The 17,137-nt window shown below is 66.6% G+C and carries 16 protein-coding genes; all 16 read left to right on the top strand.

What is annotated here, in order from left to right:
• Positions 1-114 precede the first annotated feature (114 nt).
• The 16 genes from OG474_RS30575 (at position 115) to OG474_RS30500 (ending at position 17,135) form a co-directional block, all read left to right on the top strand.
• Positions 115-555 (top strand): hypothetical protein, encoded by a 441-nt coding sequence (locus OG474_RS30575; RefSeq protein WP_405057059.1) that lies wholly within the window; start codon positions 115-117, stop codon positions 553-555.
• A 66-nt stretch (positions 556-621) separates the two neighbouring features.
• A complete protein-coding gene (locus tag OG474_RS30570) occupies positions 622-2,262 on the top strand; it encodes a hypothetical protein (RefSeq protein WP_405057058.1) in 1,641 nt (546 codons plus the stop codon).
• A 12-nt stretch (positions 2,263-2,274) separates the two neighbouring features.
• Entirely contained in the window at positions 2,275-3,741 is a 1,467-nt protein-coding gene (locus OG474_RS30565; RefSeq protein WP_405057057.1) for a phage portal protein, read from the top strand.
• Positions 3,738-4,760, top strand: coding sequence for a hypothetical protein (locus OG474_RS30560; RefSeq protein WP_405057056.1), 1,023 nt, complete (start codon positions 3,738-3,740; stop codon positions 4,758-4,760). Before OG474_RS30565 ends, OG474_RS30560 begins: the two co-directional genes overlap by 4 nt.
• A gap of 2 nt (positions 4,761-4,762) precedes the next feature.
• Positions 4,763-5,302, top strand: coding sequence for a hypothetical protein (locus OG474_RS30555; protein ID WP_405057055.1), 540 nt, complete (start codon positions 4,763-4,765; stop codon positions 5,300-5,302).
• 82 nt (positions 5,303-5,384) lie between these two features.
• Positions 5,385-6,563 carry a hypothetical protein gene (locus OG474_RS30550; protein WP_405057054.1) on the top strand — a complete coding sequence of 393 codons (1,179 nt, stop codon included), beginning with the start codon at positions 5,385-5,387 and terminating at the stop codon, positions 6,561-6,563.
• A 62-nt stretch (positions 6,564-6,625) separates the two neighbouring features.
• A complete protein-coding gene (locus OG474_RS30545; RefSeq protein WP_405057053.1) occupies positions 6,626-7,117 on the top strand; it encodes a hypothetical protein in 492 nt (163 codons plus the stop codon).
• On the top strand, positions 7,114-7,461 hold the full coding sequence (locus OG474_RS30540; protein ID WP_405057052.1) for a hypothetical protein: 348 nt from the start codon (positions 7,114-7,116) through the stop codon (positions 7,459-7,461). The genes OG474_RS30545 and OG474_RS30540 overlap by 4 nt, the downstream gene beginning before the upstream one ends.
• The gene (locus OG474_RS30535; RefSeq protein WP_405057051.1) at positions 7,454-7,795 is read left to right on the top strand and encodes a DUF5403 family protein; all 342 of its coding nucleotides are present in this window, start codon (positions 7,454-7,456) and stop codon (positions 7,793-7,795) included. The genes OG474_RS30540 and OG474_RS30535 overlap by 8 nt, the downstream gene beginning before the upstream one ends.
• Entirely contained in the window at positions 7,792-8,283 is a 492-nt protein-coding gene (locus OG474_RS30530) for a hypothetical protein (protein ID WP_405057050.1), read from the top strand. The genes OG474_RS30535 and OG474_RS30530 overlap by 4 nt, the downstream gene beginning before the upstream one ends.
• Before the next feature lie 80 nt (positions 8,284-8,363).
• A complete protein-coding gene (locus OG474_RS30525) occupies positions 8,364-9,101 on the top strand; it encodes a hypothetical protein (protein WP_405057049.1) in 738 nt (245 codons plus the stop codon).
• A gap of 138 nt (positions 9,102-9,239) precedes the next feature.
• Positions 9,240-9,581: a phage tail assembly protein gene (locus tag OG474_RS30520; RefSeq protein ID WP_405057048.1), complete on the top strand. Its 342-nt coding sequence runs from the start codon at positions 9,240-9,242 to the stop codon at positions 9,579-9,581.
• Between the two features lie 98 nt (positions 9,582-9,679).
• A complete protein-coding gene (locus OG474_RS30515) occupies positions 9,680-9,943 on the top strand; it encodes a hypothetical protein (RefSeq protein WP_405057047.1) in 264 nt (87 codons plus the stop codon).
• 14 nt (positions 9,944-9,957) lie between these two features.
• Positions 9,958-13,953: a hypothetical protein gene (locus OG474_RS30510; protein ID WP_405057046.1), complete on the top strand. Its 3,996-nt coding sequence runs from the start codon at positions 9,958-9,960 to the stop codon at positions 13,951-13,953.
• Complete coding sequence (locus OG474_RS30505; protein ID WP_405057045.1) at positions 13,954-15,462, top strand: carbohydrate binding domain-containing protein; 1,509 nt, start codon at positions 13,954-13,956, stop codon at positions 15,460-15,462. It abuts the gene before it with no gap.
• Positions 15,447-17,135, top strand: coding sequence for a siphovirus ReqiPepy6 Gp37-like family protein (locus tag OG474_RS30500; protein ID WP_405057044.1), 1,689 nt, complete (start codon positions 15,447-15,449; stop codon positions 17,133-17,135). The genes OG474_RS30505 and OG474_RS30500 overlap by 16 nt, the downstream gene beginning before the upstream one ends.
• Positions 17,136-17,137 lie beyond the last annotated feature (2 nt).

Genomic DNA, 17,137 nt, shown 5'->3' with positions numbered 1-17,137 from the left:
TTCTATTACCTGAGTTTCACTAATTGCACTGGTTACATGAAACCTGCGCAAGGCATGCATCCAATCAACGGCACGCGATCCGCAGGAACGTGCGCGCAGACCGGGAGGTGACCGATGCCTGGTCCAGTGCCGAACCGCTCCGACGATCTGGCGAGGCCCCGCTCACGCAAGGGCGGCGATCAGCAGGATCTGAAGCGCGGAACTCTCAAGCCAGTAACGGTTCCGCACGCCGACAAGAGCTGGGATCCGATCGCGAAGCGGATCTGGGATGGGTTGAAGTCGTCGGGTCAGGCGGAGTACTTCCAGAACAGTGATTGGGCGTTCGCGTTCTCGCTGATGGATGACCTGTCCTACTACAAGCGGTCCGGCAAGCGCAGCGGGCAGATGCTTCAGACCATCTACACCGCGCTGGAACGGCTCCTCGTGACCGAGGCCGACCGCCGACGCCTGCGCATCGAACTCCACGAACCCGAGCCGGAAACGCAGCCGGCCAGCGTGACCGCCATCGCCAGCTACAAGGCCGAACTCGGCCTGGACGAGGCGAGCAACCAGTGATGCCTTCTACCGGCGCGGCTCGGAATGGAGTCCTCGGCTAGCTCGATCCCGAGGAGGTGACTCGCCATGGCTGCGAAGAACCCCCTCACCACTGAGGAGATCGAAGCTCTCGACCACACCTTCTACGGCGTCACCTGGGCGAAGAACCCGGACGGCTCCTGGAAGCTCCCGGCGCGGACGCTGGGCTGGCAGATCGCCGGCTGGTGCGCGGAGTACCTGCGCAACGACAAGGGCGGACCCTGGAAGTTCACCCGCGAGCAGCTGCGGTTCGTGCTGTGGTGGTACGCCGTCGACGAGTACGGCGAGTTCATCTACCGCACCGGCGTCCTCCAGCGGATGAAGGGCTGGGGCAAGGACCCGCTCCTCGCGGTCTTGTGCCTGGTCGAGCTGGCTGGCCCGAGCCAGTTCTCCCACTTCGACGGCGACCAGCCCATCGGTGTCGCGCATCCCGCGGCCTGGGTGCAGATCGCGGCGGTGAACCAGCAGCAGACCCGCAACACGATGACGCTGCTTCCGGCGTTGATGTCGGACCGGTTCATCGAGACCTACGGCATCAAGCCCGGTGCGGAGTTGATTCGTGGCCTCGGCGGCAAGATCCGCTTGGAGGCCGTCACCAGCTCTTATCGGGCGCTGGAGGGTGGCCGGTCGACGTTCGTCGTGCTGAACGAGACCCACCACTGGGTCAAGGGCAACAACGGCGACCTCATGTACGAAACGATCGACGGCAACGCGACGAAGGTCGACGGCCGCTACCTCGCCATCACCAACGCCTTTCTTCCTGGCGAAGACAGCGTGGCGGAGAAGATGCGCGAGCAGTACGAGAAGGTCCGCGAGGGCCGCGCCGTCGACGTCGGCGTCCTGTATGACTCGGTCGAGGCGCACCCGAAGACACCGCTGACGCCGGAGGCGCTGCGCATCGTCATCCCGAAGATCCGCGGCGACGCTGTCTGGTTGCGGGTCGAGACGATCATCAAGTCGATCCTCAACACGACGATGTCCGCGGCCCGTTCGCGGCGCATGTGGCTCAACCAGATCGTCGCCGACAGCGACGCACTCTACGGTCCGGAACAGATCCGGGAGATCGAAGATCTGGACCTGGAGCTGTTGCCCGGTGATCAGATCGTGGCCGGTTTCGACGGCGGCAAGACTGATGACGACACCGCCCTGGTGGCGATTCGCATCAGCGACATGGCCGTGTTCAAGATCGGTCACTGGTACAAGCCTGACGGCCCAGAAGGTGAGCACTGGGAGGTCAACCGCGAAGCGGTCGACTCCGCCGTGCGCGACATGTTCCGGGTCTACGACGTGCAGGGCTTCTACTGCGATGTCGCGTTGTGGGAGTCCTACATCTCCGACTGGGCCGCCGACTACAGCGAACAGCTCAGCATCAAGGCCGAGGGCCGCAACGCGATCTCGTTCGACATGCGCTCCTCCCTCAAGCGAGTCACGTTGGCGCATGAGCGGCTGTTGCGCACGATCTGGGACGCGAAGCTGCGCTACGACGGCGACCTGCTGATGCGCCGGCACCTGCTCAACGCCCGGCGCCGCGTCAACAACTTCGGTGTCTCCTTCGGCAAGGAGTCCCGTGAATCCCCTCTGAAGGTCGACCTCTACGCGGCGCTGATGCTCGCGCACGAATGCCTCTACGACCTGCGCACCCGCGGCAAGAAGCAGAAGCAGCGCACCGGTCGCGGCTACTTCATGTAAGGACGGTGACACGTGCCTGATCTCAAGGCCAGAGCAGTTGAACTGCTCACCATCCTCCACAACGACCGGCCACTGCTGCGCCGCTTCGACGGCTACGTCGAGGGCATCCAGGACGACCCCTACATGCCCAAGAACGCCGACGACGAGTACAAGCTGCTCGCCGAACGCGCCAAGACCAACGTCATGCCGCTCCTGGTCGGGGCACCGGCGCAGGCGCTGTATGTGGACGACTTCCGGCCGGGTAACCGGTCACTGGTCACCGAGACCCGCAAGTCGTTCGAGATGGAGCACTGGCAGCGCTCCCGCATGGATGCCCGCCAGTCCGCGATCTACCGGGCGGCGTTCAAGTTCGGGCACAGCTTCACACTGACCGAGAAGTCCAAGAAGGGCATCCGCACCAAGTCCCTGTCAGCGCTGAACACCTCCGCGCTGTACGAGGATCCCGCGAACGACGAGACCCCGCTCTACGCGATCACGGTCACGCGCGAGCCCCGCAACGACGGCGACACCCTCACCCCCGGCAAGGCGCGCCTGTTCGACGGGCGCCGCGAGTACGCCGTGACCTTCAAGTCCCTGACCGACGCCGAGAGCATCCGCGTCAACACCAAGGGCACGCTGCACGGCGCCGACGAATGCCCCGTCACCCGGTTCGCCGCGCACATCGACACCGAAGGCCGCACCACCGGCCTGGTCGGACCGATGATCGCGGTCCAGAACCGCATCAACCAGACCGTCTTCGATCTCCTGGTCGCCCAGACCTACGCCTCGTTCAAGGTCCGGTGGGCCACCGGCATGGCGCCGCCTCTGCTGTTGCAGGGCGTCGACGAGCACGGCAACCCGACCCGCAACGTCGACGACATCGTCGACTGGGTCCCCGTCCGCGACGAGGCCGGCAACCCGATCCCGGCACCGATGAACCACAACGCGCGACGGTTCTTGTTCGCCGAGGACGCCGACGTGAAGTTCGGCTCCCTCGACGAGACCCCGCTGGGCGGGTTCATCGAGTCGATCGACATGAGTTTTCGCCACATGGCCGCCCTCTCGCAGACACCTCCGCACCACTTGCTGGGGCAGATCGCGAACCTGTCGGCCGAAGCGCTCCTGGCGGCGGAGACGGCGTTCTCCCGGATGGTCGAGGAGTTCCGCAAGGGCTTCGGCGAAGCCTGGGAACGGGTCTTCCGGCTGGCCGCGACAATGGCCGGCAACGACGAAGCCGCCGACGACTTCCAGGGCGAAGTGCTGTGGCGCGACATGGAACAGCGCTCGCTGGCACAGTCGGCCGACGCGCTCGGCAAGCTCGGCGAACAGCTCGGCGTCCCCAAGCGCGGCCTGTGGCCACGCGTCCCCGGCGTCACCCGCACCGAGCTCAACCAGTGGAACGACCTCGCCGAGGAAGAGAACGCCGACATCGCGCTCTCACAACGCCTCCGCGGGTCCACCACGAGCGGGGTCGACGATTCCCGGCCTGAGGCCGCGTGACGACACCGGCCCGTCAGCAGGAAGCCGACGCGATCGAGCTCGCCTACCACGCCGCGCTGATCCAACTCGGCCTCCAGGCGCTCGAAGACGCCGGAATCCTGTGGGCCGACGTCCCACCCACGGGCGTCGCTGCCGGGAGCAGCTGGCTGCGTACGTCGCTGCGCTACATCCAGCTGCGCCGCCAGCGCGCCCGAGCCCTCGCCATCGCGAAGTACCGGCTCGTCCGCGCGCTGCGCACCGGCTCCACCATCGCCGAACCGGGCGTCGACACGACCTCATCGACGACGTTGGGTCAGCTGGTCGACGACTTCGAACGGCTGGCCGGCGTCCCGGTCAAGACCGCCGTACCGGCCACAACATCGATACCGGTCGAGCCGGTCGCCATCTCGCCGTCAGATGCGGACCGACTCGAGCGGGATGCTCAGGACGAGGCCGCACTCGTGCTCGACGCGCTGGGTCCTCGCGGCCTCGCGAAGCGGCTCTCGCAGCTCGATCTCGAAGCGCCGGCCGAATCCGTCGACGCTCAGCGCGGCGACGCCCACCAGGCATCTGGGCGGCGTCAGGCTGCCGCGGTCGAGCGCCTAGTCCTCAACGGAGCCCGCTCCACCACCTGGGCGATGACCGAGAAGGATCCGCGGGCGGTCGGCTATGTCCGGTTCTCGACGACCGGTACGCCGTGCGGGTGGTGCGCGATGCTCATCAGCCGCAAAGCCCTCTACAAAACCAGCACCGGCGCCGCAGGGAAGACGAGGTTCGCGAAGACGGTCCGCTCCGGCGAGTACGCCGAAGGCGACCTCTACCACGACAACTGCAAGTGCGACGTCATGCCGGTCTTCTCCTACAGCCAGTTCAACAACTCCGAGCTGTTCGCGATCAACCGCGACTACGCCGCCCTGTGGCCAGACGTCACCAAGGGCTTGAAAGGCAAGGCCGCCGTCTCGGCCTGGCGCGCCTTCATCCGTGCACAGCACACCGGCGCCCCGGAGGCGCCCCCAACTACGAGCGTCCAGGAGGCGTGAGCGTGAGCGACACCACCGTCAGCACCGAAACCCCAGCCACCGAGCCCGAAGCCACGCCGCCGGCCGGCAGCCCGACCGCGACTGCGCCGGAGGGTGCCGAGGGCAAGCAGACCGAGGGCGAGACGCCGGATCCGCTGGCCGAGCTGCCGCCGTGGGCGCGCAAGGAGATCACCAAGCTCCGGGGCGAGTCCGCGAACTACCGGGTGAAGGCCAAGGAAGCCGAGCAGCGTCTCAGCGACGCCAAGACCCCTGAGGAGGTCGAGGCGGCCGTGGCCGAGTTCAAGACCGCGAACGCGGACCTGGAACGCCAGGTGCTGGTGATGAAGGCCGCGAACAAGCACAAGCTCCCCGACGAGCTCGCTGGCCTTCTCCAAGGCACCACCGCCGAGGAGCTGGACGCGCACGCGCAGAAGCTCGCCCGTTTCGCACCCGCCGACGACCCGGAGCCGGAGCACCTGTCCGGTGGCCTGACTCCCGGCGACCCCGACGCGGCCTTCGATCCGGTCGCGGCGTCTCGCCAGGCACGCAAGCGGCGCTACTAGCCGCACCCCCTTACCCCACTTCAGCCCCCGAATGGCCTTCGCCTTCGGGGGCTTTCTCATGCCCTAGGAGGGCCGCACCCCCATGCCATATACCGAGCACGACGTAGTCAAGGCGGAGAAGATCGCCGCCACCGCTGCGGTCTCCCTGGAAGAGCGCCTGGTCGTCCCGCAGGTCTTCTTCCGAGAAGACATCTCCCGCTTCAAGGGCGCCAAGGACGACACCGTCACCGTGACCGTCGACGGCGTACTGCCGTTCCGGTCCTACGGCTGGCGCAACGACCGGTCCCAGCCGGTCAAGTTCGACGACTACAAGGAACGCAAGGTCGCGGTCACCTTCGGCGGCGACACCTACAACGGTGTCCGGCTGACCGACGAGCAGAAGGACTTCGACCTCAACGGCTGGGCCAAGCTCGTCTCGAAGCAGACCGAGGCTGTGGGCCGGGGTCTGGAGTACAAGTCGACCAGCCACCTGACCAAGGCGCCGTACGAGCTCACGGTCGGCGTCGATGCCAGCAACCTGCGCAAGTCGCTGATCCGGGTCCGAGCGGTCATGAACCGGCTCCGCGTGCCTGATGGTGCGCGCACGATCCTGCTTGGAACCGACTTCGAAGCCGTTCTGCTCGAAGACGAGAAGCTGAACCTCGCCTCGAACGTCGGTGAGGCCGAGGCGGTCACGTCGCTGCGTGAGGCCACCATCGGCCGGCGCTACGGCTTCAACTTCGTCGTCGCCCAGGAGCTGCCGCCGGACATGGCCGTTGCGATGGTCGACTCGGCGTTCGTGTTCGTCACCGGCGCCGCCAGCGTCCCGAACTCGATTCCGTTCGGCGCGAACGCCAGCCACAACGGCGTCTCGCTGCGCTGGATGGTCGACTACGACATGGAGTACAAGGTCGACCGGTCCCTGGTCGACACCTACGACTCCTACCGCGAAGTCGTCGACACCCTGGTCGGGGTCGACGCGGAGAACCAGTCCTACATCTCCGACTACGAGCACTTCGTCCGCGCGTTCAAGCTGTCGCTCGGCGAGACCGCCGCCGAGGCCGCCTCCCTCGACGTCCTCCCGGACCCTGACGGTGACGACGAGAAGATGACCGAGCTCGGCAACATCACCGGCATCTGGGGACCGAGCAACGGCACCCCGTCGACCGACGCCGCGAACGTCCCGGCCACCACGGTCAAGGACACCGAGGGCAAGGCGATCAACCCGGTCTCGGACAACACCCCGACGAACCGGCGCGGCAAGGCCCGCAACGAGGCCTAACCCACACCAGGGGCGAGACCACCCACGGTCTCGCCCCTTCGTGGCTGTGAGAGGAGGCCCGCATGGAGATCGCAGTCGCGACAGTCGCGGAGTTACAGGCCCGGTTGCCGTTCACGATGGACCCCGACGAACAGCGCGAAGCCCAAGGCGCCCTCGAAACCTTGAGCGATGACGCCCGCTTCTACGGCAAACCCACTTGGACCACCCCGGCCGCCACCCCGCCCCAGGTCGTGCGGCTGGTGCTGAAGGCCGCGAACCGGCACATGAAGAACTACGAAGGCTTCACCACCTCCCGGGCTGGCGACGAGACCGTCACTTGGGACCAGCAAGGCGCCGAGGCCGGGTCCGCGCACTTCACCGAGCGCGAGAAGAAGCAGCTCGCCCAGCTCGCCGGCCGACCCGCCCTGATGTCGGTTCCGATCCAGGCCTGGGGCACCGTGCGGCGCCTGCACGGCTACAAGGCCCGCGGCATGGTGCCGGTCGAGCACGGCGCCGCGTTTCCGATGTTCTGCAACGACGACGGCCCATGGTGTGACTGCGGGAGCTGCCGGTGACCTACCAGCGCCGACGCGGCCAGACTCTTACCCTGTGGCGCACGGTCGCCGTGGTCGACAACCGCGGCAACACCGTTCGCGTCGCCGACGAAGCCAATCCTTGGGTCGTGACCGCGTGGACGATTCCGCAACGCTCCGCCCGCGCCGAAGTCCCCGGCCAGCAGAAGATCAACGTTCTGCGCATCGGGGTCAAAGCCGACCTCGCGGGCGTTGAGCTGTGGTCGCGCGTCATCTACCAGGGCAAGCCCTGGGACGTAGTCACCCCGCCCTCGTACCACCACGGATCGAGCCGTCACGTGCGGCACTGGTCGATCGACATCCGGGAGCGCCCCAACCATGGCTGACGTCTACCGCTTCGTCGCAGGGATACCGATTCAGGAGTACGTCGCCCTGACCGACGAGGTCCAAGAACCCCTCGCATCCCTTACCAGCGAGATCGCGGAACGGGCGCAATCGCTCCTGGTTGAGCACCGCCATGACGGCGACGCCCAGATCGAGACCGCCCACGGCGACATCGACCACTTCGTCATCTTGTCCGACGAGCGCGGTCAAGCCGCAGCCTTGTCGATCGAGTTCGGCCGCGAAGCCGGCGAGACCAAGGACGGCAGGAAGGTCACTCACATGGAGGGTCTGCACGTCCTCGGCCGTGCCGCCAAGCTGAAGTGGAAGAAGCGATGACCAGCGGCCTGCCCCCGGAAGTCCTCGCACTGATCGAGATGAGCCCCGTCGAAGATCTTCTCCTCGACCTGCTCCCGACAAGGCTGCCCGGGATCGAGGTCAAGTCCCTGATCGCCGACGCCCAGACCTTCCCGCTCGTGACCGCGCGCAGGTCGGGCAACTTCGGTGACTGGAACGGCGACCCACGTTTCCTGGACGCTGCACGGATCACGGTGCACACCTTCTGCTCCGACCCCAACGGCGACGAAGACGCTGCCCTGCTCGCCGAGGCCGTTCGCGTCGTCCTGCGCGACGCGGTCAACGTCGTCGTCCCGGGCCGGGGCCACATCACCAAGGTGAAGATGACGTCCGCACCGAGACGGGTCACCGACTGGGCGACCGCGACCGGCCCTGTTCAGTACGCCGATCTCCCGACCGGGACGTGGCGCTACGAAACGCTCTACGACATCGCGATCAAGAAATCGCTCACCCGGCCCTTCGCCACCTGACCTTCCCCACCCCACGCCCACGCCCAGCGCCTCTGCGGCCTGGGGGTGTTTGGCGTGCCCTACGAACGGAGTTGGCACACGTGCCTTTGATCGACCAGGCCACCCTCACTGTGGGGGCCGGCAACTACTACACCCACGCCGTCGGCACAGCGCTGCCGACCAACCTGCTCAATGCCGAGGCGTCCGGCTGGAACAACGTCGGCCACACCTCGCTCGAAGACATCCTCGCGGTCTCCTCCGAAGGCGGCGAGGCCACCGTTCTCGGGACGCTGCAGAACAAGTCGCTGCGGACGAAGTATTCGCCGCGGACCGACCTGCTCGCGTTCACGCTCCAGCAGTTCGACGCCGGAGGCCTGCGGCTCTATTACGGGTCGAACGCGCCGACGTTGCCCAACGGGCTGATCGGTGTCCCGACCGACCCGGTCCCGACTGACTGCGCGTTTCTGGCCGTGTTCGTTGACGGAAGCAACGTCTTCGCGTTCTACGCCCCCAAGGCGGAGGTGTACCGCAACGACGACCTCGCGCTGGCCGACACCGAGTCCCTGGCCGGTCTTCCGCTCGGTGTGAAGCCGCTCCAGCTCGGCACCAACAAGTGGGCCTACGCCGTCACCCCGCTCGGCGTCGTCGCCACCGGCGCAACCGCCGGCGTCCCCGGCACGTTCACCCCGACCGGCGCCTACGCCCCGGCGAACCTCGCCGGAATGACCGATGTCACCGCATCGCCGACCACCGCCTGGACCACGGGCCAATACGTGACGCTCTCGGACGCCTCCAAGGCGCACTGGGACAGCGACTCCTGGGAGCCCGGCCCCGCATAGGCGGCGCTCGCTTCACCCCCTGTTCTGCCTCTGCCTGAGCTGCGTGGCGGACCCGGCTCGGGCAGGGGCACTTCGTCGTGCCCTCACGCCTCTTCGGTCCGCCAACACCCACCCATCTACCTGGAGGTCCGCTACCCCATGTCTTCGTTCACCCTGGACGACATCCGCAAGTCCGCCGAAGCCAAGTACGGCTCGACCGACATTCAGCTCGGCGACGGTTCTACCTGCCGGCTGCTCAACCCGCTGCGGCTCCCGAAGGACAAGCGCACCGAGCTCATCGCGCTCCAGGAAGCCCAGTCCGAGGACGGCGCCGACACCGAGGAGCTGCTGGCCGCCTCACTGATCCTGGTCGCCGACAACGCCAAGATCGCTGGGAAGCTGATCAAGGAGATCGGCGGCGACCTAACCGTCCTGGCCGAGATCTTCGACCGCTACAACACCGGTGCCCAGGTGGGGGAAGCCTCGCCCTCGCAGGACTGATCGACGACTACGGCGAAGGCCTCTACCCCGATCTGCTCGATCACTACGGCGTCGACCTCGTCGACGTCATCGAGGGCCGGGGGCCTTCGCCGCGGCTCGTGAACATCCTCGCGAGGGGCCTTCCCGACACCTCCCTCACCGTCGCTCTCGCCTCCGGCGGCCGGGAGTTCTACGGCTGGGGCGCCGACCGGCACATGCAAGCCGATCTCTACGACGCCCTGAACCAGAACACCCGCGCGACCGGCCACTGGCAGAAGAAAGCGCCCGACATCGCGCCCTACCCGCGGCCCACGCCGAAGACCGCGCCGGCCGAACGGCCGAAGACAAAGACGGTCGCCGAGCTCTACCGCGGCTTCAACTGAAAGGGCGGTGACCGATGAGCGACGAAGCACAGATCGTCGGCCGGATCGCGGTCAAGGTCTGGCCCGACACCTCGGGCTTCCGCAAGAAGCTGAAGGCCGACCTCACCGCCATCGAACAGACTCTGGACCGGATCGAGATCAAGCTCGACCTCGACACCTCCGGTCTCGCCGCGAAGGCCAAGGCCGTCTCCGAGGCGGTCCAGGCGCAACTGGACACGATCAAGCTGCGGATCAACGAGAACTCGATCGACTCACTGAAGGCCGCGCTGAAGCGGATCGACCGCGAGATCGAGAAGCTGGACGAGATCGACTTCGAGGTCAGCCTCGACCGCGAATCGCTCGCCAAGGCACAGGCAGAGCTGACGAAGAAGCTCGCCGACGCGGCCAGGATCAAGGTCGAGCTCGACAACCGGGCCTTTCGTGCGATGCGTGACCGGATCGACGCCGAGCTGCGCTCAATCCAGTTCAACCCGACCGTGTTCGAGGACCCTCGGCGGTTCGCGAAGCTGCGCCGCGACATCGAGAAGACGCTGGCGAAGATCCACGAACTCGAGGCCAGCATCACGCCGGAGATGAGCGAGCGCGACAAGCACGCCGTCGAGTCCGACATCGCCGATCTGCGCGACAAGCTCGACGAGCTGAAGACCACCGAGATCAAGCCCGACCTCAACAGCGCCTGGGCGCGAATCGTCGTCGGTGAACTCGCCGTCCTCGCCCGCACACGCGAGGTCAGTCTCCTGCCCGTGGTCAGCAAGAACGCAGCAGCCAAGGCCGGCGCTACCCTCGCCGCCCTGGCCGGAGCCCGTGTGCTGAACGACCTGGTGCGCAACCTTGCGCGCAGCCTCGGGCAACTCGACCGCAACGTGCCGATCATCGGCACGATCGCCGAGGCCATCGCAGGCCTGGCCGCCTGGGCATTGTCCGCGGCCAGCAACCTGTTCAGCCTCTCGGCGTCGCTGGCTCAAATCGGCGGCCTCGCGTTCGCGCTGCCCGGAATCTTCGGCGGCGTCGCGATCGGGCTCGGCGCGACGATCGCCGTCCTGAAGGACTTCAACACCGTCCTCCCGCAGGTCAAGACCCAGCTCGCCGGGCTCCAGGATCGGATGTCGGCGAAGTTCTGGAAGGTCGCCGAGGCCCCGATCCGGCGACTCGTCGACCACCTGTTCCCCGAAGTCTCGGCCGGGCTCGAAGCCACAGCCGCCAACCTCGGAGTCTTCTTCGGCGGTCTCTCGACCGCCCTCACCAAGTCGTTCGACGGGCTGCTCGCAGCCATGTTCAAGGATCTGAACTCCTCGATCCTGATCGCCGCCGGAGCCACCTCTTCCCTGGCGTCGACGATCGCGACACTGGGCAAGGTCGGCGCCGGGTACCTGCCGAAGCTGGCGTCGTGGTTCACCGACATCGCCAAGCAGTTCAACGGCTGGATCACCAAGGCCGCCGCCGATGGGCGGCTCCAGGCCTGGATCGACAACGCGACCTTCGCGATCAAGGAACTCGGCCGCGCCAGTGCCGGCATCGGACGCATCCTGGCCGGTCTCGCGCAGGCCGCACAGAAGGCCGGCGGGTCGACGCTGACCACCCTGGCCGACTCGCTCGACCGGGCAGCCAAGGTCATCAACGGAGCCACCTTCCAAGACGCCCTCATGGGTACCTTGCGGGCCGCACAGTTCGCGATGACCAACCTGAGCAACGCCGTTGGTCCGGGACTGGAAAAGCTCTTCCTGTCCTTGGCGAAGACAGCCGAGACCGTCCTTCCACTGGTCGGCGAAGACATCGGCCAGCTCCTCGGTTCCATCGCCGCCGCACTGGCGCAACCCGCAGTACAGCAGGGCCTTCTCGACCTGTTCGACGGTCTCGGGAAAGCCATTCAAGGACTGCTGCCGGCTCTTCCCCAAGTCGGCCGGGCTCTCGCCTCGCTGGGCTCGATTGTAGGCACCCTGGCCTCCCGACTCGGGCCCGCTCTCGGCGCTGCGCTCGCCGGCCTGGCCGACATCGTGACGATTCTGGCGCCGAAGCTTCAGCCGATCCTCGACATCTTGGGGTTCGGCCTGACGAACGCGATCGAGATCCTGGCTCCGCAACTGGCCAAGATCGCCACGGCGCTCGCGAATCTGATCACGCCGGAACTGCTCGCGCAGCTGGGCGCCGTTGTGGGCAACACCCTGCTCGCGCTCCAGGACAACCTGCCCCTGGTCGCAGACAGCTTCGTCAAGCTGCTCCAGGCAGTGGCACCGGTGATCCCTCCGTTGATGGATTTCGCGATCCGGATCATCCCGAAACTGTCCGAGTCACTGGTCAAGCTGCTTCAGGGCTTGCTTCCCGTGATCGACGTTCTCGGGAAACTCATCGCGATCGCAGCCAAGGGCATCAAGCCCATCGCTGATCTGACCGTCGCGCTGACGGGCCCCGGTGCGCTTGAAGCCATCAGCGCGTTATTCAGCGCGGTCAGCAAGCTGGTCCGGTCCCTGCCCAGGCTGTGGGAGCTCCTGACGACCGAGGCCAGCGCCGGGTTCAAGGCACTGACGGCCGCGATCTCCAGTGCGTGGTCGAGCATCACCACGACGACCAGCTCAGCGGTCTCCACCATCGCTAGCCGAACCAAGGCCGGATTCGCGCAGGTCGTTTCAGTCATTGCCTCCCGGCTCAGCGATGCCCGCACGACGGCGGCCTCGGCCTGGTCGGCGATCGTGAGCAACACCGGCGCCACGCTGGGGCCGCTCGTGGCCGCCGTCCGGCGCGTCCTCGACCAGGCTCTCGCAGTCCTGAAGAGCCTTCCCGGTCGAGCCGTGGACGCCATGGGTCCTCTCGGTACCGTGCTGGCCGGGGCCGGCCGCAGCCTCATCGGCGGGTTGGTCTCCGGCATCCGGAAGTCGATCCCGAGCGTGCAGGGCGTTCTGGCTGGGCTGACCGCGTCACTTCCTGACTGGAAGGGTCCGCCCGAGAAGGACAAGAAGCTCCTTCAGCCTGCTGGCCGCCAGATCATCGACGGCTTCATCGTCGGCATCCGCGAGCAGATCCCCGTCCTGCGGGGCGCCCTGCAGTCGCTAACGAACGCGATCCCGTCGATGGTCAAGGTCAACATCGGCAAGGTCAACTCCGTCATCGCCTCGATGTCGCGAGTCCTGACCGCCCAGCAGAAAGCGCACCTGAATGCCCTGATCAATCAGGCGCAAACAGGGGTCGCGGCAGTCGAGAAGGCACAAGCCGCACTGGCCGGGAAGGTCAAGGCGGCACAGACCAACCTCGACAACCTGAAGAAGGCCGCCGCCGACTACGCATCGGAGATCTTCGACAAGATCGTTGCCCCGGGCGACATCGGCTCAGGTGACGACCACTCCTACGTAGCGATCGTCGCGAACCTGACCAAGGCCCGCGATGCCGCGATCCAGTTCGAGCACGTCCTCGACCAGCTCCGCAAAGCAGGGCTGAGCAAGGCCGCACTCGATCAGATCGCCCAGGCCGGGCCCGATGCCGGCCTGGCGGCGGGGAAGTCGATCCTTGCCGCGGGCAAGAAGGGCATCGGCGAGATCAACGCCCTCCAGGCGCAACTCGCCAAGGCAGCATCCGCAGCAGCCAAGGTCGCGGCCGATGCGCAGTACGCGAACGGGATCCGCATCGCCGAGGGCTTGCTCAAGGGCCTCCAGCGCATGCAGAAACCGCTCGATGCCCAAATGACCCGCCTGGCCGACGTGCTCGTGGCGGCGATCAAGAAGGCGCTGAAGATCAAGTCGCCGTCGCGGGTGTTCATGCGGCTCGGCGGTCACGTCGGGCAGGGCTTCGCGATCGGTATCACCAATGCCCGCGCAGCCGTCGACAAGGCGCTGTCGGCGATGGCCGATCACCGCGCGGTCGGCTCCCGGATCTCGGGCGCCGTGGACTCCGCGCTGGCCACCTCCACCCCGTCGGGGTCGGGGCGAACTCTCCACTACTACGCCGCCCCGGGCAGCTCGATCTCGTCCGAGGAAGACCTGTTCACGGCGGCCGAACGCTCAAGGATGGTGAACTGGTAATTGCCCAAGCTGGTACTGAAGTCCACCGTCACCGGGCAGCTGTTCGACCTCGACAGCGTCCTCATGCAAGGCGACGACGAGTACGAGCGCACCGTCCCCGCCGAAGCACGCGGCGTGCAGGCCCTGGCCGGAGTCACCGGCCTGGGCCTGCCCGACGTTGCCACCCAGTGGCTGGAAGGCGCCGGTGACGGTGCCGCCTACCGCGGCAGGCGCGTACTCCCACGCGACATCGACCTGCCGATCTACGTCGACGGAAGCGATCGCGAAGGGCTCAAGGCGATCCTGGCCAGGCTCGCTGCGGTTCTCGCAGGCGAATGCGAATTCCGCATCGTCGATGACGACGGCACCTACTGGTACACGAAAGTGCATCGCGTAGGCGGAGGCCGCTACGTCTACGGCGAAGACACCACCGGTGAACGAGACCTCATCACCGTGCTGACTTTGCGAGCCGGTGACCCTTTCTGGACCTCGAGTCGGATGAGCACTGCGGTCATCAAAGCCTCTGGCGCCGGCCGAGGACTCCTCAACGGGTCACTGACCGCCCTGAAGTTCAAGTCGTCGCAGGCCTTCGGCGATGTCATCTTCGAGAACCGAGGCGACGCCCCCGCCTACCCGCTGTGGGAGATCACCGGCCCGGGAGCGAACTTCAAAGCCGTCTCCCCACTTGGCGAGATCTTGCAGTGGAACGGCACACTGCTGGCCGGGCAGAAGCTGTTCATCGACACGCTCACCGGCAGGGTCTGGGACAGCACCGGCGCCAACCGGTTCACCAACCTCGGAACTGCTCCCCGGATGTGGACCGTGCCGCCCGGCATCTCGACCGCGAACGTGACCATCACCACCGCAGCGGCCGGTACCCCGACTCGTGTGGCGGGATCGGACCGGACGAACTACGTCACCAATCCCAGCTTCGAATCGAACACCGCGGGCTGGACCTTCGCCGATTTCCTCGGCAATGCGAAAACCGCATCCCGGGTCACGTCCGACAAGTACTTCGGCACCGTGAGTGCATCCGTCACCGTCGACGACCATGTGCAAGCCCGGTTCACCGTGGCCGGGCTGACGGTTGGGAAGAAGTACTACGCCCAAGCACGCATCAAGATCCCGGCCGCCACCGGCGTGAACTTCGCCGGCGATCCATCGGCCGACATCCGCGCCGGTACCGACGTCACGAACTCCGCCTACACCTCCGTGCGCGGACAGTGGGTCCAGCTGATCTGCGAGTTCACCGCAAGTACGACCAGCCAGCTGATCCAGGTCGTGTTCCACCCCGGTACGCAGAGCGTCGGCGGCACTACAACCGGCTGGACCTACGCCGGACTCATCGACGCCGTCGCCGTCTCCGAGACCGACGACTACTTCGACGGCAGCTTCACCGACTCGCTGACCAACGACTACGAGTGGACCGGCACCGCGCACGCGTCCACCTCGAAGATGTGGGACATCGTCCAGGCCGGCGAGACCACCATCCAGCCGACCTGGCGAGACCGGAAGTGGCTGGTGATCTAGTGCAGCTCGACGAGATCACCGTCACCGTCCGGGACAAGACGCTCGCGATCCAGGGCATGATCCGCCCCGAAGACCTCGACCTGGAAGCCTCGATCGAGCACAACAACGTCGGCTCGTGGCAGCTCAAGCTCGCCGCCGAACACCCCCTCGCTCCGATCCTGCGCACCCCCGGCTCAGGCATCGTCGTCCAAGGGCCGGCCGACGTGCTGTTCTCAGGCCCCACCACAACGCCGGAGACCGCAATCACGGTCGACGACCCGGGCGGCACCGTCACCATCACCGGCGTCACCGACACCGTGATCCTGGCCGACGCCCTTGCCTACGCTGACCCCACCTTGGACATCAGCGTCGAAGGGCAGACCAAGGCCAACGACTGGCGCACCGGCAAGAGCGAAACGCTCATGCACCAATACGTCAACGCCAACATCGGCCCAGCCGCCATCGCCTCACGCCGCAAGACCAGCCTGATCATGGGCACCGATCTCCAGCGCGGCACGACCGTCACCAAAGGGCCGAGGTTCCAGCCGCTCGGCGAACTCCTCGCCGAGCTCACCATCCAACCGGCGCTCCAGCTCGGGTTCCGCGTCGTGCAGCGCGGCACCAACCTCGTGTTCGAGACCTACCAGATCACCGACAAACGCGGCCTGATCCGGCTCGACGCCCGCAACAGGACACTCGCTGGGCAGCGTGTTGCCCTGTCCCCGCCTGGCTTGACGACCGCGATCGTTGCCGGGCAAGGCGTCGGCTCCCAGCGTCAACTCTTCGAAATCACCACTGCTGCGTCGACCGCGGCACGGGCCGAGTGGGGACGGCGCATCGAGCGGTTCATCGACCGGCGAGACACCAACGACCCCGCCGCCCTCCAGGCGGCCGGCATCGAAGTCCTCAACGCCGAAGGCTTCACCGCACTCGCCGTCCAGGCGATACCGGCCGAAGACTCGTTCATGACGTTCGGGACCGACTGGTCCCTCGGCGACAAGATCACCGTCGTCGTCGAAAACCAGGAGCTCTCCGCCGACGTGACCGGCTTCGTCCTCAGGGCCAACAGCGACGGGTTCAAGGTTGGCGTCGTCATCGGAGACCCCCAAGGCTTCTCCACCACAGCTGCCCTGAACCAGCGCGTCACCAACACCGAACAGCGGATCTCCGCAATCGAACGCCAGGTCGAGATCGCCGCCCCCGAGCCCTGGACTAAACGCGCCACGATCTGGCAGACCACCAGCAACACCGCCACGATCCCGCACAACGTGTGGACCAAGATCCGGTTCGTTGCCGACCGCGGACAGTCCAGGTACCTCGATCCCGCGTTCCCCGACATCGGACACGAATGGGAGACCACCGGCGGCAACGGCTGGTTCTACCTTCCCACCCCTGGCCGCTACCAGATCAACCTCAACGTGACCTTCGCGCCCAGCACCGCCGGTGTCCGCTACGCCCGGGCGGTCTCGATGCTTCGAGGAAACATCACGCACACCGGCATACCTGCGACCAACGGCTGGGGCGGTGTCTACCTCAGCGTTCTGCACGTCGTCAGTGCAGCCGACGCCGAGGCCGGCGAAGCGATCCGCTTCGAACTGGTCCAAACCTCCGGAGCCGCCCTCGGCTTCCCAGATGCCTCTGACCAGTACCAGAACATGTCGATCCAGTACCTCGGCCGGGGTCTCGACACCTGACC

This window comes from Kribbella sp. NBC_01505 (genome assembly GCF_045040285.1).
Lineage (GTDB): Bacteria > Actinomycetota > Actinomycetes > Propionibacteriales > Kribbellaceae > Kribbella.
Note: the sequence above shows the minus strand (reverse complement) of the source record. Positions and strands in the feature narration are given on the sequence as shown.

Bases quoted from the DNA above. Each gene is read 5' to 3' on its own strand.
- OG474_RS30550 (WP_405057054.1), top strand. From the start codon at position 5,385: ATGCCATATACCGAGCACGACGTAGTCAAGGCGGAGAAGATCGCCGCC.
- OG474_RS30575 (WP_405057059.1), top strand. From the start codon at position 115: ATGCCTGGTCCAGTGCCGAACCGCTCCGACGATCTGGCGAGGCCCCGC.
- OG474_RS30570 (WP_405057058.1), top strand. From the start codon at position 622: ATGGCTGCGAAGAACCCCCTCACCACTGAGGAGATCGAAGCTCTCGAC.
- OG474_RS30545 (WP_405057053.1), top strand. From the start codon at position 6,626: ATGGAGATCGCAGTCGCGACAGTCGCGGAGTTACAGGCCCGGTTGCCG.
- OG474_RS30530 (WP_405057050.1), top strand. From the start codon at position 7,792: ATGACCAGCGGCCTGCCCCCGGAAGTCCTCGCACTGATCGAGATGAGC.
- OG474_RS30535 (WP_405057051.1), top strand. From the start codon at position 7,454: ATGGCTGACGTCTACCGCTTCGTCGCAGGGATACCGATTCAGGAGTAC.
- OG474_RS30520 (WP_405057048.1), top strand. From the start codon at position 9,240: ATGTCTTCGTTCACCCTGGACGACATCCGCAAGTCCGCCGAAGCCAAG.
- OG474_RS30510 (WP_405057046.1), top strand. From the start codon at position 9,958: ATGAGCGACGAAGCACAGATCGTCGGCCGGATCGCGGTCAAGGTCTGG.